Here is a 19,489-nt window from a genome sequence, read left to right on the forward strand (position 1 = left end):
CATCACCCACCTGCCTCAAACGCCTGCTGCAACCACGCCCTAACCTGCCGCACATCTTCTCTCCGGGCCTTTTCGTGGCTGGTCACAAAATAATAGTTCGCCCCAGGCAGCGCGCCCGGCAGCGCAATATGCAGCAAGCCCTGCTGCAGCGCCCGGCGAATCAGCAGCTCGCTTGCCAGCAAGATCCCCTGCCCGGCTATCGCCGCCTGAATCGCATGGGTTTCGTCGTCAAAATGAATACCGCCCTGCACATCCAAATGCTCTGGCCCAAAGACCGATTTCCAGTGCTGCCAGCTGGGTTCAGGGCTGGGCACATGCCGGTTATCAATATGAAAAAGCGTCATCCCCGCGAGATCCTTCACGCTCCTGAGCTTTAGCTGCGGGCTTGCCACCAGCACAAAGCTGTCGCTATGCAGCAGCGTGCTGTCGAGAGATTCGTCGGCCTGCATGCTGTAACGCACCGCACAGTCCGCCATTTTTCCGTGGAGATCGGCCAGCGCTACGCCGCTGTGAAAGCGCAGCTCCAGCGAGGGATGCTGCTGATGTAAAGACGGTAAACGCGGCACCAGCCAGTTAGTCAGGAAGTTCGAAGTAGTGCTGAGCGTGAGCGTGCCGGGGTGAGATATCGTTGTTATGGACTCAACGGCCTCGCGCAGCATGGTGAACATGTTCCCGGAGGCGCGGAACAGAATCTCCCCCGCCGCAGTCAGCGCCACGCCCCGAGCAGAGCGAGTGAATAATCGCTGCTCCAGCGAATCTTCCAGCAGGCGAATTTGGTGGCTGATGGCGGTGGGCGTCACGCCAATTTCTTCCGCTGCCGCTTTAAAGCTGGCGTGGCGTGCCACGGCATCAAAGGCCCGAATGGCCGTGAGTGGCGGGAGTCGACGACTTTTCATGAGTGAATTTAACTCATCCTTGGCTGAATAATATGATTTTGATTGCACCATAAACAAAGGCGTAGCCTGTTATTCACGCTCATCAAATGATGAAAATGATTCATCAAAGAGAAAATAGCAGGAAACATCGATGACACAAACTTATGCGATACCCGCCAGTGGGTCCTGGCGCGCTTTATCCGCGCCCGGCATTGCACAGGCGCTGATCGCGCTGGACTACGCGATTGTCTACGTCGCACTCCCCACGCTGGCGCAGAGCCTGAATCTTTCTCTCAGCGAGATGCAGTGGGTGGTTTCTCTGTATGGCCTGACGTTTGCCGCCCTCTTGCTGGCGGGCGGCAGCCTCTGCGACCGGCTGGGGGCACACCGAATGTTCAGCCTCGGCATGGCGCTGTTTTTGCTTTCATCGGTAGCTGGTGGGCTGGCGCAAAGCGGCACGCTACTGCTTATCGCCCGCTGCGGACAAGGGATGGCGGCAGCGTTGTTGCAGCCTGCGGTACTGGCGCTGATGGCGCAGCGATTTCACGGCGAGGCGCACCGACGGGCGCTGGCGATATGGAGCGCCATCGGCGCGCTGGGCCTGGTTGCGGGCGTGATACTGGGCGGGATCCTGGCCGCGCTGGACTGGCGAACCATTTTCTTTATTAACATTCCGCCGGGGCTGCTTGCGCTGTGGCTGGTTCGCCGGGATTATCTCCCGCTCAGCACGCAGGGCGAAAAACAGCAGACGGGCATCGGGTCGCTGGTCGGGTGCTTCGCCGCCGGGGCACTGGTCTGGGCGCTGATGCGCTATGGCGAAACCGGGCAGCCTGACTATGTTGCCAACCGCTTCGCCGTTGCCATGGGGATCCTGTTTATTCTGCACGAACGCTACGCCCCTCAGCCTTTACTGGCCCGCTCGCTTCGCGCTCTGCCGGGCCTGCAAACGGGCTGGCTCAGCAGCGCCTGTTATATGGCAAGCGTGGGAAGCCAGTTTTATGCCATGACGCTATTCTGGCAGCAGACTCTGCAGCAGGATGCCGTTACCACCGGGCTGATGTTCACGCCGCTCGCGCTATTAATCGTCGCGGGCAATACGCTTTTTACCCGCCTGACGGCCCGTTACGCCAGCGCCACGGTTTTGGCCGTCGGGTTTGCCTGTTCGGCACTGGGGCTGGGGCTGCTGTCCGTCGGGGTGGCGTCCCCGCTGTCTGCAGTATTTATCAGTGGTATCGCGTTAAGCGGGCTTGGCCACGGGCTCATCTTCCCGGCGATGTTCGCCGTGGGGCTATCATCCACCCCGCTTGATCAACAGGGACGCGCCAGCGCCCTGATGGCCACCAGCCAGTATATGGCCGGGGCAATGATGCTGGCGGTGCTTTCCGTCGTGCTCGGGCAGGCTCCCGATATAACACAGTGGGCAACGGCTTTCCGGCTGCTGGGCGCTGCCGCTGTGGCAGGCATGCTGCTTGCGGCATGCCAGAAAGCGAGTTAAACAAGGGAAATTTGCGCGGGGAAAGGTGAGCGAGATTGGGGCCGGATGAATGCTACATTTATACTAACTGTTTAATTCTTCTCCCTTATCATCGAATTTTCCCGCGTTAAGGATCCCAATATGACCCAGCAAGCTGACCAGGCTGACGCTAAACACTACCTTGTGCGCCTGATTGTGGTCGTACTTACCGGCATTCTTGCCGGCATCGCGGGGATGCTTCTCGCGCTGATTTTACACGCCATTCAACACCTGGCTTTTGGCTACAGCATTGACCAACTGGTTGGGAGCGAGACGTTCCTTGAGGGCGTGACGGACGCCACGCATTTACGCCGGGTCGCGGCGATTCTTGGCGGCGGAGCCGTCGCCGGGTTTGGCTGGTGGCTGCTCGCGCGTTTCGGCAAGAAAAGAGTATCTATCGCTGCCGCCGTGGCAAATCCTGCCGTGCCGATGCCAACGGGCACCACCACTGTTCATGCTTTGCTGCAAATTATTACCGTTGCGCTGGGTTCCCCACTCGGGCGTGAAGTGGCCCCTCGGGAAATGGGCGCGCTGGCGGCCGGGCTCCTCGCCCGGAAGTTCAGCCTGCAGCCGGATGAAACCCGCACGCTGATTGCCTGCGGCGCAGGAGCGGGCCTGGCGGCGGTGTATAACGTGCCCCTCGCCGGAGCGCTATTCACGCTGGAAGTGTTGCTGATCTCGTTTAGCTGGGAGAAAGCGCTGGCGGCGGTCATCACTTCGGCAGTGGCGGCCTGGGTCGCCACGCTGGGGCTGGGAGATGAGTCGCAATATCACTTCGCTTCTTTTGCGCTGCCCCACGCGTTTATCGGCTGGGCCATCGTCGCCAGCCCGCTGCTGGGCTATGCCGCCTGGCTGTTCCGCAAGGCGACAACGAGCGTGAGAACGCAGGTTAAAACCAACTGGCAGATGCCGGTATTTTGCCTGCTGGCCTTTGCGCTGCTGGCCGTACTTAGTCTGTGGTTCCCGCAGCTGCCGGGCAACGGCAAAGGCCCGATGCAGCTTGCCATCAGTAACGGCCTGAGCGTTAACTTCGCGGCGATTTTACTGGCGCTGAAAATGCTGGTGATCCTCGCCGTCCTGCGAGGCGGTGCTGAGGGTGGGCTGCTGACGCCGGGCTTAACGGTAGGTGCTTTGCTGAGCCTGCTGCTGGCGGTGGCCTGGCAGTTTGTCTTCCCTGGCGGAGACGTGGGGAGCTTTGCGCTAGTCGGTGGGGCGGCGTTTTTAGCCGCTTCGATGCAGATGCCAATCACCGCCGTGGCGCTGGTGATGGAATTTACCCATATGGATCACAGCTATTTTGCCCCCGCGCTGCTTTGCGCCGCCGGCGCTTACACCACCTGCCGGGTTCTGGATAAAAAGTACTGGTACTAACCTCTTCAGTGGGAAGAGATAAATGCCGACTCTGTGAGCGGGGCCGGCATGGAGAAATGCTGCCGCATACGCGCAACCTCATTGAGCGGCGTGAGCCCAAAAAGACGCTTAAATTCGCGGCTGAACTGCGAAACGCTTTCGTAGCCCACGCGGGCGCTGGCCGCCGAAGCGGTCAGATCGTTTCTCAGCATCAACAATCTCGCCTGATGCAGCCTTGTGGATTTGAGATATTGCATGGGGGAAGTGTTGGTCATCGTTTTGAAGTGGCTGTGGAAAGTGGGCACGCTCATGCCCGCTTCTTTTGCCAGAGCATTCACATCCAGATGCCCATCAAACTCAGCATGAAGCTTGCGCAGCGCTTTCGCTACTTTCCCAAACTGCCCCTGCATAGCCAGCGCGCTGCGTAACGTGCGCCCCTGCGCGCCCGTCAATACACGGTAATAAATCTCCCGTACCAGAGCCGGCCCTAACATCTCGGCATCCAGCGGCGTCGACATCACCTGTAAGAAACGCAGTACGGAAGCACTCATCGCTTCATCCATTGGGCTGGACATCATGCTTCGTGGCTCGACGGCCAGCTCAGCGCCTCGCCCATCCAGCGCCAGCATGACTTCAGCCGCCAGCGTGAAATCTAACCTCATGTAGATAGCCAGCATGGGTTCTTCGTCGCTTGCCTCCGTTTCCATGGTGAACGGCACGGGCACAGAAACCATCAGATAGTGCTGCGCATCATATAAATAGACATTCTCGCCTAAAAACCCCCGCTTACGCCCCTGTACTACAATCACAATACCGGGTTCATAAAGAACCGGGGTTCGCATCAGCGGACGATTAGAGCGTAAGAAACGCACCTCGTTTAGCACCGTAAGATTGTAGCCTTCATGCGGGGTTAGCTGGTCCAGAAGCTCTACCATTTGTTTGCTGACCTGCAGGCTGGCATTTGTCATAGGGGTTCATCTGGCAAAGGAAGATGTAGCCAGAGTCTGGCAGTGAAACTTCCCGTCGTCCATATACCTCATAGAAATAGGCAAACATCAGAGAGGATCCAGGCTACGCATTCAACCCTCCCAGCCTTACGCTTTACCTCCCACTTACGGAGGAAATGATAATGAGCCAATCGAAGTTATTTTTGATTACCGGGGTCAGCAGCGGCTTTGGCCGTTCACTGGCAGAAGAGGCGCTGAAAGCCGGGCACCGCGTGGTTGGCACCGTGCGCAATCAGCAAGCAAAGGAAGCCTTTGAGGCACTGGCACCCGGCAAATGTTTTGCCCGAATTCTGGACGTCACCGATTTTGATGCCGCTGCGCCGCTGGCGGCTTCGATAGAACAGGAGATGGGCACCATTGATGTGCTGGTCAACAACGCAGGCTACGGGCACGAAGGGGTGATGGAAGAATCCCCGCTGAGCGAGCTAATTCAGCAGTTCAACGTCAACGTGTTTGGTGCCGTAGCGATGATAAAAGCCTTTTTGCCCGGGTTCCGCACTCGTCGTGCGGGCCATATTATTAATATCACGTCGATGGGCGGCTTTATCACCCTGCCCGGCATCAGCTACTACTGCGGCAGTAAATTCGCCCTGCAGGGTATCTCCGAAACGCTGAGTAAAGAGCTCAAACCTTTTAATATCGCGGTGACCGCCGTGCAGCCCGGCTCCTTCAGAACCGACTGGGCCGGGCGCTCCATGGTGCGAACCCCGCGCAGTATAAGCGATTATGACCAGAGCTTCGGCCCGATTCGCGACACCCGCCAGAAGCGTAGCGGGCAGCAGCCGGGCGATCCGGTCAAAGCCGCCAAAGCAATATTGGCGCTTATCGGCAGCCCTAATCCACCGGCAGCACTGTTGCTGGGCAGCGACGCGGTCACCTTCGTCAAAGAGAAGCTTGAGCGAATGGAGGCGGATATTACGGCCTGGGAAACTGTAAGCCGCTCGACGGATGCGTAATAGCGGCCCACGAAATAAAAAAGCCCGGTAACCTATTACAGGCTACCGGGCCGGGCGCTTAAACACCGTTATTTGGCTTCGTTGGCGTCCGCATTTCTCAGCATGTTTCTGACCGGAATAATCAGCGCGGCCAGCACCACGGCGCAGATAACCAGGGCGATAGAGACGTGGGAGAACAGCTCCGGCATCGAGCTAAGCTGATCTTTTTTGATGTGCCCGCCCATAATACCCGCCGCCAGGTTACCCAGCGCGCTGGCGCAGAACCACAGCCCCATCACCTGGCCGCGCATTTTCTGCGGTGCCAGCAGCGTCATGGTTGCGAGGCCAATCGGGCTAAGGCACAGCTCGCCCAGGGTCAGCAGCAGGATGCTCCCTACCAGCCAGAACGGAGAAACGCCGCTCTGCGTCGCCAGTACCTGATTTGCCGCCGCCATCATCACCGCAAAACCTGCCGCCGCAAACAGAATGCCGATGACGAACTTCGTCATGCTACTCGGGTTTAGATTACGCTTAGCCAGCGATGGCCAGAACCAGCTAAATACCGGAGCCAGCAGAATAATAAACAGCGCGTTGATCGACTGGAACCAGATCGTCGGGATTTCAAAGCTGCCCATCTGGCGGTCGGTGTAATCACGTGCAAAGATGTTGAAGGAGGTCGGTTTCTGTTCGAAGGCAGACCAGAAGAATGCCGCCGCAATCAGCAGGATCAGGCAGGCAAGCAGGCGCGAACGTTCGCTGCTGGTTAAGCCCGCGAAGAAGAACATAAACAGGAAGTAGAGGCCCACGCAGGTAGAAATGATGTAGGCGGAGCTTTTCGCGATCACCGTAGGGTTGAATGGGATCGTGCCGTTGGCGATCAACACCACCAGCCCCGCAAGCAGCGCCATGGCAAGCGTCACCCATTTACCAACGTTTTTACGCTTTGTCGTCGGGCGGTTCCAGGTGGAATCCAGGCCAACTTCTTTGTCATAACGGCGCATTTGCGGAATAGCGTAGAAGCGGAAGATGAACAGCGCAACCAGCATTCCTAAGCCCCCCAGGCCAAAGCCCATGTGCCAGCCGTATTTCTCGTGCAGCGGGCCGATGATCAGCGGGGCAATAAACGAGCCCATGTTGATGCCCATGTAAAACAGCGAGAAGCCCCCGTCGCGGCGGGTATCTTCTTTTTTATACAGCGTCCCGACCATCACGGTAATACAGGTTTTGAACAGCCCGGTTCCCAGGACGATCAGCAGCAGGCCGACAAAGAAGAAGGTGTTGCCCACGAATGCCGACAGGGCAATCGAGAGGTGACCAAGCGCAATAATCAGCGAGCCATACCAGACGGCACGGCGCTGCCCGAGCCAGTTATCGGCCAGCCAGCCACCGGGTAACGAGGTAATGTACACGCCGCCGGCGAAGATCCCGACAATGGCAGAAGCCTGCTCAATCGGCAGCCCCATCCCGCCCTGAAGCAGCGCGGCGCTCATAAACAGAATGAGCAGCGGGCGAACCCCGTAGAAAGAAAAACGTTCCCACATTTCGGTGAGGAAGAGCGAACTTAACGGGTACGGATGCCCGAAAAAGGTTTTTGTTTTCGTCGCAGAATGACTCATCTGTGAACTCCCATAGGTTATCTCTTTTGATGCGGTGTTGATAAAACGCCGGTCCCGGCGCTCGGTTGCTGATTTTTAATCATAGGCTGGTCGTTAGCCAGCGGCGGCTACTTTAGCGTAGATCGTTGAAAAATCATCAAGACGAAGAGTAACTTTAATGCCTAATAGGGGGTTTTTAGATTAAAAATCGACTTAACTCTCAATTTTCATGATAAAAATCTCATTAAATACGCTTTTATCTTGACAAGAAAATCTCGAACAACCAAAAACAATAACTATTAAAAACAATAAATTAAATAAAAACTACGCATTTTCATGCTCCACCCAACATTAACCTATAATTCATCCGGGTTTGTCCTGTTACCTAAGCCAAAAACCACGTTAACCGCCCACCGACGTATTGCCGCAGAATAAAAAACCGGCACGCCTCCGGCGCGTATACCTGAAACGTCACCTCACTGACACGCAGCGTTCATCTTCATCTTCTACCGTCAGGCGCAGAACGGTAAGAGGAGCGAATATGTTTAGTCTCGATAACGTACTTGACGACCTTTGGCCCCAGGCAAATCCTACGCCCTGGCAAAAAAACCTGTTAAGACGCCTGCTTCACGAGGAAGAATTCCAGGCCTTTGCCGAAAATCATCCGCACCTGCGCGGGCTGGATATGATCGAACAAGTCCTGGATCACCTACACATCCGCTGCAACATCTCTCCCCGCGAATTAGAAAATATCCCTGAACACGGCCCCGTGGTGATGATGTCCAACCACCCCACAGGCACCCTTGACGGGCTGGCGCTGCTGTATGCCGTTTCCCGTGTTCGCCGCGATGTTAAGGTAGTGACCAACCGCCTGCTCAATCACCTCGAGCCACTGAGTTCGCTGTTTATTCCGGTCGACAATATCAATGGCCGCACGCCTAAATCGTCCCTTGTGCAGATGGAACAGCAGCTGCAAAACGGCGGCGTGCTGATCTTCTTCCCGGCGGGGGAAGTGTCCCGTTTGTCCCGCGAAGGCATTGCCGACGGGCACTGGCACACCGGCTTTATTAAGCTTGCCGCGAAGTACCGCGTGCCGCTGCTGCCGGCCTTTATCCACGCGCGCAACAGCGCGCTGTTTTATGCCAGCGCGATGGTTTCCCCTGCGCTGCCGATGCTGCTGCTGATGCAGCAGATGTTCCGCCGCCGGGACTCCAATTTGCCGGTTACGCTGGGCCAGCGCATTCCCTGGGAAAGCTGGCATAGCCCGCAGCAGGTTCCGCGTGAACTGGCCAAAAAGTGCCGCCAGCACGTTCAGCTGCTGGGTAAAGGGCTTACAGGCAAGTTTACAACGGAAAGCGCCATTGCCCGGGCGGAAGACCGCGCCACGCTGCGTCGGGAGCTGGCAAAAGCGGAGTGCCTTGGCCGCACTGCAGACGATAAAGTGATTTATCTTTGGCAACGCAGCGACTCAAAAGAAGAGGCTCCGCTACTGCGCGAGCTGGGACGGCTGCGTGAGATTGCTTTTCGTGCCGTGGGTGAAGGCTGCGGCAAACGCCGGGATCTCGACAGGTATGATGACGATTATCTGCATTTGATCCTCTGGGACGAGCAGGATCTGGAGATCGTCGGCGCATACCGCTTTATGCCTACCGCGCGTCAGCTTGAAAAACGCGGTGTGAACGGTCTGTACAGCTACAGCCTGTTTCACTATGACGAGAAAATGGACGATGTGCTGCAGCACGGCATCGAGCTGGGGCGCAGCTTTATTCAGCCTCGCTATTGGGGGCGCCGTGGCCTGGACTATTTATGGTCGGGGATTGGCGCTTATCTCGCCCGTTACCCGCAATATCGCTACCTGTTCGGCCCGGTATCTATTTCCGGTGGCCTGCCGCCGGACGCACGCGATCTGCTTGTCGCCTTTTACCGGCTGTGGTTCCCAGCGAGCCATCCGCTGGCCTCGTCCCGCAGCCCTTATCCGGCAACGCTTCCAGACGTGCTGGCGCAGTTCAAGGGAGAGGATTACGGCGAAGATCTGACTCGTTTAAAATCTCTGCTCAGCAATATGGGCTGCGGCATCCCGACGCTGTATAAGCAATATTCGGAACTCTGCGAGCCGGGCGGCGTGCAGTTTATTGATTTTGGCAGCGACCCGGCCTTCAACAACTGCGTCGACGGTCTCGTGCTGGTCGATTTAACGTTCCTGAAAAAGAGCCGCTATGAGCGGTACGTCGGGATGCATTTGTCGGGACTGGAATAGCTTTCCGTTCAGGCGGGAGAAACAGCCTCCCGCCTCACCGCTGACGGGTAACGTCCATTACCCACAGTTTTAGTGTTACAATCCCCGCTATTTCCCTTCTTTCTACTGACAGACCATGACGATCGCCGAATTTAAGCGCCCAAAGCTTGCCCTGCCGGACGGTGCAAACAAGCTGTTATTGCATACCTGCTGCGCGCCCTGCTCTTCCGAAGTCATCGAGGCTTTGCTTGCCTCGGATATCGACTTTACGATTTTTTTCTACAATCCCAATATCCATCCGCAAAAGGAGTATCTCATCCGTAAGGAGGAGAATAAGCGGTTTGCCGGGCAACACGGTGTGCCCTTCATCGACGCGGATTATGATGCCGATAACTGGTTTGCACGCATGAAAGGTATGGAGTGGGAACCCGAGCGCGGCGCGCGCTGTACGGCCTGTTTTGATATGCGCCTGGAGCGCACCGCGCTGTACGCGGCTGAACACGGCTTCGAGGCGATTTGCAGTTCGCTGGGAATTTCACGCTGGAAGAATTTTCAGCAGGTTTGCGAATGCGGCCAGCGAGCAGCGGCGCGTCATCCGGGAATGTTTTACTGGACCCACAACTGGCGTAAGCAAGGTGGCTCCGCGCGCACGGTAGAGATCTGCAAACGCGAGCAGTTTTATCAGCAGGAGTATTGCGGCTGCGCTTATTCTTTGCGGGATGCCAACGCTTATCGAACATCGCAGGGGAAAGCGTTAATCAAGCCGGGTAAATCATGATTGTGCGTCACTTAATTCAATGTTAGTGATAAATCATATTCCCTGAGGCTGAGGTTAAAAATGGACTCGAAGTATGTACTCATTAACGCAGTTCCATCTGCAGAAGATTTCTGTCGATTACGTATTATTTCCGGTCTGACGCCTCGGCCTTTAGAAGCAGCCAGAAATGGACTCCCAAGAAGCTGTTATGGCGTTCATATTGAACATTCCGGACGTGTTGTCGGTATGGGCAGAATTGTCGGCGATGGAGCGTTGAACTTTGAAATCGTCGATGTTGCAGTCGATCCGGACTATCAGGGGCAAGGCCTTGGGCGTGCAGTCATGGAAAATTTGATGGCATGGCTTGAGCAGCTGTCTCCCGATGGCGCATATATAACTCTCGTCGCAGATGTACCTGAGCTGTATGAAAAATTCGGTTTCAAAAGTGTGCGTCCGGAAAGCGAGGGGATGGCTCTGGTGTGGGGCAAAAAGGCTCTGTGAGTTATTGATCGTCAAGCTACTGCCGGGCAAGTTCAGCCGTTATGCAATCAGGGAGAATAGGTATATCAGGGAAGTATTGGAGCGGGCGAAGGGAAATCACCCCCGCTCCAAAGATCTCGTAATCCCATGGATTTATTAACAAAAACTTGACGCATTGTAGGACGGTTTTGTAGGAGGAACTACAAATTTTCATCGGAACTATTTGAAACCTCTCTTCTTCGCGACTCGGGCCTACATAGTTATGACCGTCATAAACATCCAACATGATATTCTCATGATAGGAATAGCACTATAATAGAAGGCTACTGAAGTGCGTTCATTTTCTGAAAGCAGTAGCCATATTCATATCCATATGAATTTAAATACAAAAAAATCATATTTCGATACGAAATGCCACTATAACGCACCTGTATCTGGGTATTTTTGGAAGGGTGTTAGGAAAGTTAAAATGCCCATATATCACATAGTAGTATGGACGCGTTAAGACAGGATCAAAAACTAAATACCCCCATAATTTATCTGTATTTTTATTTTATCTAATCAGCAGATACCATTGATTTTTCACATTCGTCTGTCGAACTACTATCCTTATACATGATACTTAACTACTACTCTAATGCCCCCCTTACTCAAAGATAAAAGAGGGGGGTATTATTCATTGGAATTTTCAAGATATTAGTTCATTCCACAATTTTAATAGTGACTGGAATTGATGACAATCATCATTCTTATAACTTTTACATAGCTCTTCAACATCCTCATCATCAAGTGCAAGAATAAAACCACGGCCATCATTAGCAGTGTCTTTACAACGCTGTCTAAATAAACTCTTGTTTTCTATTTTCCGACAAACCAATATACCAATATTACCTCTATTAAGAGAAAATCTTCCTGATAACTGATCTAGTTCAGGGTTAGCTACATCGCTACTGTAATTTTTACATTCAATATAAATTTTGGGACAAAAGTAATGCATAGACAACCATTTAAAAAACCCATACTTTGCCTCATTGAGATAAGTTAAATCTACTCGCTTTCGTCCATTATGTTGCTCTTCTTGCTTTTGTGGATAACACAACGAAGGGTAAAAAATAATAGAAAATATCTTCTCAATTATATCTTCGTATGCAGATGCACTTTTTGTCCCAGTCTTTATTTTCTTTAACTCAGAATAATATGGAAGAACATCCGTTTTAGATGTATTATTTTCTAATTCATCAAAATCGCCATGTGTTAGCGGTGATGACGGATTCTTAGCTTTATGCTGTTTATAGTCTTCGTAAACGTCAGGATGTTGAATTGTTTGCTCAATAACAGAGAGTTTGTCACTACCATATTTTTCCATCAGACTTTTTTTGGTCACTCGTTTACTTCCATCTTTAAGAACTTTAACGAGTGATGAGTTAGAACTGATATGTTCATCCTGCATTTCAGGTAGCAGATAGTGCCTATAGAATTGGTCATATTGAAAAGATAATCTATATCTTACCAATACCTTAGGAACAAGTATTATTTTCCCACTCGGTGTCATTGGCAAAGGAACAAATGATTGTATCCATGTTTCCTTATTAATATCCCACATTGGTCCTGATGCCACATTCGGTGTTAATGGAATGTTATAATAAGCACATATATCTTGTGTATATTTAATCAATGGCCCTCGTAGTATGTTACTAACAGCATCAGAAATCATGTCAGTGCCGATTCCTTCAATAAGCAGAGCCGTATCTTCTAGATCACGAAGTAATCCAGTTTGTATAGCCTTACTTTTTGTTAAAGCATTCCAAACAGAATGAGCAGAACCACTACCAAATCCATGTCCTTGAGATTTACCAGCAGAATAGCCTAAGTGAAATTCATTTCTTTCATTCAATGACGCCAATAATTTTTAGCGCCATCATCGTCTTTATTTTTGATTTTTTTTAATACGACAGAGAAAAAACTTTGTAAATACGCTGTAAGTTCATGTCCCCACAATGAATCTAAACTTCTTATTGCACCGGGATCTAAAAAGACAGCAAGATCAGTATCAAGAGGAACGTCAACAAAGTCTAATAAAGCCTGAGTTCTATTCAGATTAAAATATTCAGAGAAACGCATTTCACCCTCCATTGCACCATAATAATTAAATTTTAAGAATGAATACTCCGGTTACTTTTTCAAACGATCCCAGCGCACCGCCGAAACAATGCCCCAGTTTCCACTGGCATTGGGCCTACGCCATTTTGCCGTCTCCATGCTACGGAGATACTCAAGCGCTTCAGAAAATGAGGCAAAACGCTTCTGAGCCGCTTTATCACCTACGCCAAACGAACCATCACGGGTGCTCGCCAAACCAGGGTGAAAACAGGAACCATCGGCCGCGTATGGAACCAACAGATCAGGATCGTTATCTTCAGATAAATCAGACACCAACAGTTGCCACGGCTCAACACTCAGAGCATTAGCTAGCACCTCAATCGCATCCAAAGACGCATTAGAGCCACCGCGCTCAATGCGACTCATATAGCTACGAGCAAACCCACACCGATCGGCAAACGCTTCCTGGCTCATTCCGGTGGCAATACGCAGTTCTTTTACCCGCTCGCCAAACTGTATTCTCAAGGTCTTTTTCATGCATTGAATGTGCAGTTTTGACCACTGTAAGGCCACGCTCCATGTGAGACATTTTGAATCTAAAAGCCCTATTTGTGAGCACACTCTCCCTCGCAAGAAGCCTGTGTCACTACAATTAAAAGATTCAAAATGAATACCAATAGTGACAAATAAAATCATAACCGTATGATGGTCATCACTGGTTATGTGTCTTCAGCACTCACTACAAGACGTGATGTTGTTTGGTAAATGAGGGAATCATGACGGGATCAGACTTTGTATTACCGATGGCAGCGGGAGCCGTGCTTAGCTGGGCCAGTTACAGCATAGTTGCTCACGTTTCAATAAAACGGCAGATCAGCAGCCTACGTGCAATATCATGGGGCATTTTGGGAACTCTCTCTTTGGTGCTGGGAGTGTGTGCGTTTTCTGCTATGAGTGCAGAACGCACAATAGAAAAGCAAGGTGCTGTTTGCTCAGGTAATACACCGGAATGCTATGCAAAAGCGCACCACAACCCCGTCAAAGAGTGCAAACAGGTAATGGACAAGAAAGCGACGTTTCGCCATGTGTGGCAGGAAAGTGAAGCTCAGCCAGTTTTCGGAACTTACTTGTGGCACGACGAGCAAAAGAAAACGATTCAAGCATTTGGACATCAGGCCAAGGCCATTAACAGCATGAATATGCTGATACCACTGCAATACTTTTGTATTTTTAACGCCAACACCGGGGAAGTCATCGCGGCTTCATTTGAGTAACTACCACAAGCCCCCCGAATTCATAAGTGGGAGCATCCACCTCATAGATCTTCTTTGCTACTCTAACCGGAAACGGTGCCACAACCTTTCTTTCGCTTTGAATCTCTCACGCTAACCAACCCAAAACTCGAGGTTTGCAATGAAAGTTTAGAAGCGTTTAAAGCAGCGCGGCTATAGTCGCTCTGGAAACACCGTATTCACGCGCTAACGCACTGACACTGGTTCCGCTATTCTTTTTCTCTATAATCGCCATACGGGCTTCTGGTGCGATTTTAGAAGGTCTGCCCAATTTCTTGCCTTCGGCTTTTGCTCGTGACAGCCCCGCCTGAGTGCGCTCAATGAGCAAGTCACGCTCCATCTCTGCAACCGCTGCCAGCATTGACAGCAGAAGCTTACCCGCAGCGGAGGTGAGATCAGTCGTGCCAAGCTGGTGGACAATAACCTTGATATTTCGGTCAGCCAACTTTCTGACAGTTTGCAGAACATCAATCGCATCACGCCCCAGACGGTCTAGTTTTGCAACTACCAACGTTTCACCATCGCGGATTTTGCTGAGCATTTCAGAAAACGCTTTGCGTTGCACCGCAGGAACCTTCCCGCTAGCAACATCAGTAAACCAAAAGTCGAAAGTCCATCCAGCTTGCTCAAGTTCCAAACGCTGGTTCTCAGTATCCTGCTGCGATGTCGAAACACGCCCGTAGCCAAAAATCGCCATAGTCATCTCCTCATCCGGCCCCTGCCAGAAAACGGTGTCAACAATAGGACGCCTGCCAACAATTGCCAAGGCTAATTTCCCCACAGTCTGGAAGTCACCTCAAAAGAGATGCCGGAAAACGGTCGATTTTTGCCACTCTTCGTTTTAAATTACCACTGGTCCTCATTCGAGGAAAAACAAAAGGAAGATTTAATGACCGCTAACACTTTTGATGTGAACAAGGCGATTTCTGACGCATATGATCAGGCTTTAAAAAAGCAAGGAGTTGCTAATATTTTAATCGCTGGAAAAACTGGTGTTGGTAAGAGCACATTGATTAATGCAGTCTTTAGAGGAAGGATGGCAGCAACAGGTCAAGGTAAGCCAGTAACGCAAGGCACAAAGAAAATAACTAAAGAGGGTATTCCGATATCAATATATGATACGAAAGGACTCGAATTAGCTGATTATGATAAAATTCTTGATGAGTTACTTAGATTCATATCAACCACTAACTCATCGACTGACCCGCAATCGCATATTCATGCCGCCTGGGTTTGCTTGTCAGAAAGCTCTCGTCGAATTGAAGATGCTGAAATAAAACTAGCTAAGTCCCTGTCAGAAAAAATGCCAGTTATAATCGTAATTACTAATGCGCTATCTGATCAAGGGTTTAAAAGCGAAGTTGAAAATCATTTTGAGTGCGCTCGGAATGTAGTGAGAGTAAACTCGATTGAACAAATATTCGATAGCGGACTTACTCTTCCTGCCACAGGTCTTGACGATCTTATCGATGTTACAATGGAGGTTTTGCCCGAGGGGCAAAAAAAGGCATTCTCTGCTGCTCAACAAATAAAAATAGAACATCAAGTTAATCAGTCGCATAAAATTGTTGCTGCCGCTGCCACTTCCGCAATGGGAACCGCTGCAATCCCAATTCCCTTTTCAGATGCTATCGCTATAGTTCCGATTCAGATTACAATGCTGGCGGGCATTAGCCTCGCATTTGGCCTTGAGACCAATAAAGCTTTCCTTGGTTCAATCGTAAGTGGCGCACTAACCGCAATTGCAGGAACACTGGGAGGCCGAGCACTCGCAGGAGCCCTGCTTAAATTAATTCCGGGAGCTGGTTCAGCGGTAGGTGCAGCTATATCAGCAAGTGTTGCAGCAACCGTCACAACAACATTTGGTGAGGCTTATATTGCTACACTTTACCGTTTATTAAAGGATGATCCCAACAGAAAACTCACTGGTGAATTGATCGCTGTTGAATTCAAAAAAGAACTGGCGAAATGATTTAAAGGCGTGCCTATACAAGTTGCGCACGCCCTTAATCATAATATAGCGGCAGGCCTATTAATATACTTTGATAAAAATAACAAAGATTGCTTTTAGCCATGCTTCACTTGTTAGCATATAACTTCAATCTTATTTTATGAATTTCAACCTGCAATGTTTTAAATAAATGCCTGTAGGGATAAAACCAAATCCCCCCATTAACACTCATATGCTATTTGGCTCAAAACAGCGTAGAAACCGAATTTTTCCCATATCTTAAAGCTTCTGTAAAAACTGCGTTCAGAATATGAACGCAGTTTATTGATATATAGACATTTTATTGATGAACGTAGTGTGCTAGTCTGTAAATGACACCTACTTCATGCGGTAAACCGGTCCGGGTAGGTGGGGCATCACCGCTCTTTTGCGGAAAACGTCAGGATGGGAACTCTGCGTAACGTTGATTGTGGTAGGTAGGGCGCGCAAGCGTTTGATGCAGCCAGGCAGAGGGTAAAAGTAGCTATCGGCGGATTCTTGAGTAGCTTCTTTTGCGCATAATGCATCTTTCAAGAAAGGTCGTCACACCACGAGGAAGACTTGATCTTCATCTGGCAAGGGGAACCGAGCAAACCTACAGGCTATCTTCTCAGATGGCCTTAGGGTTGATATGTCCGGCTTCCCCCCCGAGGAAGGGTTAACATCATAAAGAACAATTTATGTTTTAACATTTCTAACAATTACACTTCTCTGCTGTTTTCTGTCCTAAAGTGTTCCCGTCAAAAGTAAACCTGCCGTTTTTGCCTCACCTGCGTAACAACCAAACACGAACCAGAAGCTGCTAACCTTCAACGTGTTCGCGGTGTCAATGCAGCCGGATAAGTTGGGTGCTGGAAAGTGGAAGTCCTAGGTTTGGAAGCCCCCCTTTCAGGCATTGCGTCCGAAAAATTCCGTGGCGGCGAGACAGTCCTTATAGAGCCAAACAGACTCAAAAGTTAAGCTGCGCAGTAATGCTAAAGCTCGCCCAGATTTCTCATTGATTGCTCGATCTCCGCAACCCATTTATCAGGGCAAGGATAAACACGGCTTTCGGTGCTAATGCGGTTTGGAGATACGCGGCGGGTTAACCCATGTAATGACTTAACATGCGCTATCCAACATGTTTTAACTGTTCTCCCCGTTCGGGATTTAACATCATCGGCAATTTGCTTGTAGGTCGCCATTAACATCCATACTCCGCTAGTTGTTTAAATATTGCGAAAGAAGCTGCTTGTTGAAGGTTAGATCTGATTCATCTAGCTGCGCCAGTCGAGCTACGAAAGCGCCGCAGACTCCTCACCACGATTTCCATTACCCTTAATATAAAACGCGCCAGAGAGCGGCCTGGCGCGTTTGGCACATACTATGATTTATGTCTGCGTCGCGCATTGATGACCGCCTTGATACCCCCTTGCGAATCAAACGGCGCAATATCTGGCAAGTTGTAGCGAAGCTGCGAAATCACACCTAATTGCTCTCCCACATCAGCATCCTTGCGATAGGTTGTCATCGCGGTGGTGCTGCCACGAACATGTCCAACAAGCTGCGCAATCGTGCGTTCATTGTTCTCAAACTCATCCAGAGCATTGATGAAAGTATGCCGCAGTGAATGGAACGTTTTCTTACCGTCACGGGGGAACCCGAGGACTTTGCCAAAGTAGTTTTCGTTAAACCATTTTGAGGCGCCGGCACGATATCCTTTGATTTTGTTGTGCTTCAACTCAGGGAAAAGACGATCATACCCGGCAGCTTTCAGTGCATCTACATACTCCAGCAACCCTAGTTCGATAAGTCGCGGATGAATTGGAACCTGACGGATCGCATTCACCGTCTTTAATGATTTATCGCCGCCAGCCTGTGCCTCTTCATCCATCACCTTATCCGGCGCATCAAGGTTAAAATCAATATATGCAATACCGTTTTTATCTTCGCGAATATCCGCTAGATAAAGCTGGCAAAGCTCATTGATGCGCCCGCCCACATATAATGCCAGCAGAGGCAACCAGTAGTGAAACGGGCGGAAGCTTGTATAACGTCCGTATTGATTGGGCGTTCCCGCGCCTTTCTTAAACCAGTCAGCCGAGAAAATTTGCACTAGTTCATCATCGGTGAAGAGGTCGCGGCGATCCTGCTCACGCACCATCACACGGCGCTGAGCCAGAACATTCTCAGCAGGGTTATCAAAAAGATAACGTTCACTCTTCGCCCATTTGAGCATAGAACCCAGTGACTCAATATGCCTGCCAATGGCATCTCGGCTCATAACTGGCTGGCCATCAGCGAGCGCTATTTCAATAAGCTTTTGCGTATCTGAAATCTTGTATTTTCGCCGCATCAAATACAGATTACCGGGCATATTCTGCATTTTGGTGACGTAATCTTTCACTACGTCACGATTCAGTTCACCTAGAGTTAAATCGCCCATGACCTCTGTGAAGTGTTCAATTCTGGAACGAATTTTCCCCTCACTGGCCAACTTGATATCACCCGTATTTTTATAGACCAAAAACGCTTCCAGCAATGCTGAAACAGTCATGCTCGCATATGTCGGGTTGCAATACGGGTTGATGGTAGCGGCCACAGGAATCGCTGGTGTTACAACTGCCGGAGCACATGGCAGAGCACTTAATTTTGGCTCTGATTTCGTAAGCGCCTTATCCCAGGCGCTACGTAGTTTTTCAGCCTGCACGTTGTTGATGAACAAAGAACTTGCGTTCAGCGTCACCCCGGGTAAATCCAACAGCCAGAGAGAAAGCGGATTGCCATTGTTAGCTCTGAATGCAGTGGCCTCAACCTTTCGTCCGTTCAGCAATTCAACAAGCGCAAACTGCGGTTGGTAAAGCTGCATATAACCGTTTACCGCAGCCTCGGCACCGTCATGCGCAACGTTGTTTAAAACGAATCCATGCGTGTCAGGATCACGGTCAAGCGTGCTGAAATCATCAATCAGGAAGCCACGCTGATTCGACACAAGGGCATAAAGTGGCACATTGTCTGCCAGAAGATGTTGGACGACAGTCTCAAGCCCAACACCAAACGAATCGCAAAACAACGCCAGGCCGATTTTGCCAGCGCCAGTCAACAATGGGGCATTACCCCCGATTTTCTCTTTATCCACTTGCCTGAACTCTTCCAGAGACGCATACCACTTCTCCAGCAAACGCGCGGCAATAGCTCTGGCATTTGCAAGGTGGGTTGTGCGGGTAGATGCATGAATTTCACGCTGCCCTATCAGGGCACGATAACGAACCGGAACGGTGATCCGCAGAACATAGATACCGCTTGGACGTCGATAGAGATTATCACGCTGTGCCATCGGCTGTATGAACCCTTTGTAGTAGGATCACGAGCGCCGTCAC

General features: G+C 50.9%; 16 protein-coding genes. 8 read left to right on the forward strand and 8 right to left on the reverse strand.

Annotated elements, in window-relative coordinates:
- Positions 1-2 precede the first annotated feature (2 nt).
- A complete protein-coding gene (locus tag ACR6JA_RS13590) occupies positions 3-896 on the reverse strand; it encodes a LysR substrate-binding domain-containing protein (RefSeq protein ID WP_494493685.1) in 894 nt (297 codons plus the stop codon).
- 130 nt (positions 897-1,026) lie between these two features.
- Between ACR6JA_RS13590 and ACR6JA_RS13595 the strand changes: the two genes are divergently transcribed.
- Positions 1,027-2,370, forward strand: coding sequence for an MFS transporter (locus ACR6JA_RS13595; protein ID WP_494493686.1), 1,344 nt, complete (start codon positions 1,027-1,029; stop codon positions 2,368-2,370).
- A 120-nt stretch (positions 2,371-2,490) separates the two neighbouring features.
- Positions 2,491-3,759, forward strand: a complete 1,269-nt coding sequence (locus ACR6JA_RS13600; protein WP_494493687.1) for a chloride channel protein — start codon at positions 2,491-2,493, stop codon at positions 3,757-3,759.
- Between the two features lie 5 nt (positions 3,760-3,764).
- Here the strand turns inward: ACR6JA_RS13600 and ACR6JA_RS13605 are convergent, their stop codons facing one another.
- Positions 3,765-4,706, reverse strand: a complete 942-nt coding sequence (locus ACR6JA_RS13605; RefSeq protein WP_494493688.1) for an AraC family transcriptional regulator — start codon at positions 4,704-4,706, stop codon at positions 3,765-3,767.
- 161 nt (positions 4,707-4,867) lie between these two features.
- On the opposite strand from ACR6JA_RS13605, the gene ACR6JA_RS13610 reads away from it, so the two are divergent.
- Complete coding sequence (locus ACR6JA_RS13610; RefSeq protein ID WP_213715328.1) at positions 4,868-5,701, forward strand: oxidoreductase; 834 nt, start codon at positions 4,868-4,870, stop codon at positions 5,699-5,701.
- A 68-nt stretch (positions 5,702-5,769) separates the two neighbouring features.
- On the opposite strand, the gene ACR6JA_RS13615 is transcribed toward ACR6JA_RS13610, so the two are convergent.
- Positions 5,770-7,296: a peptide MFS transporter gene (locus ACR6JA_RS13615; RefSeq protein ID WP_494493689.1), complete on the reverse strand. Its 1,527-nt coding sequence runs from the start codon at positions 7,294-7,296 to the stop codon at positions 5,770-5,772.
- A gap of 520 nt (positions 7,297-7,816) precedes the next feature.
- On the opposite strand from ACR6JA_RS13615, the gene olsF reads away from it, so the two are divergent.
- The 3 genes from olsF to ACR6JA_RS13630 all read left to right on the forward strand — a co-directional run bounded on the left by olsF (position 7,817) and on the right by ACR6JA_RS13630 (position 10,769).
- The gene (gene olsF, locus ACR6JA_RS13620) at positions 7,817-9,532 is read left to right on the forward strand and encodes a bifunctional ornithine lipid synthase OlsF (RefSeq protein ID WP_213715330.1); all 1,716 of its coding nucleotides are present in this window, start codon (positions 7,817-7,819) and stop codon (positions 9,530-9,532) included.
- Positions 9,533-9,647: 115 nt separating this feature from the next.
- Positions 9,648-10,289: an epoxyqueuosine reductase QueH gene (locus ACR6JA_RS13625; RefSeq protein ID WP_494493690.1), complete on the forward strand. Its 642-nt coding sequence runs from the start codon at positions 9,648-9,650 to the stop codon at positions 10,287-10,289.
- 60 nt (positions 10,290-10,349) lie between these two features.
- A complete protein-coding gene (locus tag ACR6JA_RS13630; protein WP_213715332.1) occupies positions 10,350-10,769 on the forward strand; it encodes a GNAT family N-acetyltransferase in 420 nt (139 codons plus the stop codon).
- Between the two features lie 667 nt (positions 10,770-11,436).
- On the opposite strand, the gene ACR6JA_RS13635 is transcribed toward ACR6JA_RS13630, so the two are convergent.
- From ACR6JA_RS13635 to ACR6JA_RS13645, 3 genes are read right to left on the reverse strand one after another with little or no spacing between them, the layout of a single operon-like run.
- Positions 11,437-12,651 carry a DUF8370 family protein gene (locus ACR6JA_RS13635; protein WP_494493691.1) on the reverse strand — a complete coding sequence of 405 codons (1,215 nt, stop codon included), beginning with the start codon at positions 12,649-12,651 and terminating at the stop codon, positions 11,437-11,439.
- On the reverse strand, positions 12,639-12,869 hold the full coding sequence (locus ACR6JA_RS13640) for a DUF8370 family protein (protein WP_494493692.1): 231 nt from the start codon (positions 12,867-12,869) through the stop codon (positions 12,639-12,641). Before ACR6JA_RS13640 ends, ACR6JA_RS13635 begins: the two co-directional genes overlap by 13 nt.
- Before the next feature lie 51 nt (positions 12,870-12,920).
- Positions 12,921-13,385 carry a helix-turn-helix domain-containing protein gene (locus ACR6JA_RS13645; RefSeq protein ID WP_001440809.1) on the reverse strand — a complete coding sequence of 155 codons (465 nt, stop codon included), beginning with the start codon at positions 13,383-13,385 and terminating at the stop codon, positions 12,921-12,923.
- A 239-nt stretch (positions 13,386-13,624) separates the two neighbouring features.
- Between ACR6JA_RS13645 and ACR6JA_RS13650 the strand changes: the two genes are divergently transcribed.
- Positions 13,625-14,122: a hypothetical protein gene (locus tag ACR6JA_RS13650; protein WP_000147862.1), complete on the forward strand. Its 498-nt coding sequence runs from the start codon at positions 13,625-13,627 to the stop codon at positions 14,120-14,122.
- Between the two features lie 157 nt (positions 14,123-14,279).
- Here the strand turns inward: ACR6JA_RS13650 and ACR6JA_RS13655 are convergent, their stop codons facing one another.
- Positions 14,280-14,837, reverse strand: a complete 558-nt coding sequence (locus tag ACR6JA_RS13655; protein ID WP_224253708.1) for a recombinase family protein — start codon at positions 14,835-14,837, stop codon at positions 14,280-14,282.
- A gap of 192 nt (positions 14,838-15,029) precedes the next feature.
- On the opposite strand from ACR6JA_RS13655, the gene ACR6JA_RS13660 reads away from it, so the two are divergent.
- Positions 15,030-16,112: a YcjF family protein gene (locus ACR6JA_RS13660; RefSeq protein ID WP_196555926.1), complete on the forward strand. Its 1,083-nt coding sequence runs from the start codon at positions 15,030-15,032 to the stop codon at positions 16,110-16,112.
- A gap of 1,381 nt (positions 16,113-17,493) precedes the next feature.
- Here the strand turns inward: ACR6JA_RS13660 and ACR6JA_RS13665 are convergent.
- On the reverse strand, positions 17,494-19,446 hold the full coding sequence (locus ACR6JA_RS13665) for a DUF6538 domain-containing protein (protein WP_494493693.1): 1,953 nt from the start codon (positions 19,444-19,446) through the stop codon (positions 17,494-17,496).
- Positions 19,447-19,489: the final 43 nt, after the last annotated feature.

Source organism: Cedecea sp. B1(4) (assembly GCF_059414925.1).

Coding starts and splice junctions, on each gene's coding strand:
- ACR6JA_RS13645 (WP_001440809.1), bottom strand. CDS start 13,385: ATGAAAAAGACCTTGAGAATACAGTTTGGCGAGCGGGTAAAAGAACTG.
- ACR6JA_RS13640 (WP_494493692.1), bottom strand. CDS start 12,869: ATGCGTTTCTCTGAATATTTTAATCTGAATAGAACTCAGGCTTTATTA.
- ACR6JA_RS13665 (WP_494493693.1), bottom strand. CDS start 19,446: ATGGCACAGCGTGATAATCTCTATCGACGTCCAAGCGGTATCTATGTT.
- ACR6JA_RS13615 (WP_494493689.1), bottom strand. CDS start 7,296: ATGAGTCATTCTGCGACGAAAACAAAAACCTTTTTCGGGCATCCGTAC.
- ACR6JA_RS13655 (WP_224253708.1), bottom strand. CDS start 14,837: ATGGCGATTTTTGGCTACGGGCGTGTTTCGACATCGCAGCAGGATACT.
- olsF (WP_213715330.1), top strand. CDS start 7,817: ATGTTTAGTCTCGATAACGTACTTGACGACCTTTGGCCCCAGGCAAAT.
- ACR6JA_RS13600 (WP_494493687.1), top strand. CDS start 2,491: ATGACCCAGCAAGCTGACCAGGCTGACGCTAAACACTACCTTGTGCGC.
- ACR6JA_RS13630 (WP_213715332.1), top strand. CDS start 10,350: ATGGACTCGAAGTATGTACTCATTAACGCAGTTCCATCTGCAGAAGAT.
- ACR6JA_RS13610 (WP_213715328.1), top strand. CDS start 4,868: ATGAGCCAATCGAAGTTATTTTTGATTACCGGGGTCAGCAGCGGCTTT.
- ACR6JA_RS13650 (WP_000147862.1), top strand. CDS start 13,625: ATGACGGGATCAGACTTTGTATTACCGATGGCAGCGGGAGCCGTGCTT.
- ACR6JA_RS13590 (WP_494493685.1), bottom strand. CDS start 896: ATGAAAAGTCGTCGACTCCCGCCACTCACGGCCATTCGGGCCTTTGAT.
- ACR6JA_RS13595 (WP_494493686.1), top strand. CDS start 1,027: ATGACACAAACTTATGCGATACCCGCCAGTGGGTCCTGGCGCGCTTTA.
- ACR6JA_RS13625 (WP_494493690.1), top strand. CDS start 9,648: ATGACGATCGCCGAATTTAAGCGCCCAAAGCTTGCCCTGCCGGACGGT.
- ACR6JA_RS13660 (WP_196555926.1), top strand. CDS start 15,030: ATGACCGCTAACACTTTTGATGTGAACAAGGCGATTTCTGACGCATAT.
- ACR6JA_RS13605 (WP_494493688.1), bottom strand. CDS start 4,706: ATGACAAATGCCAGCCTGCAGGTCAGCAAACAAATGGTAGAGCTTCTG.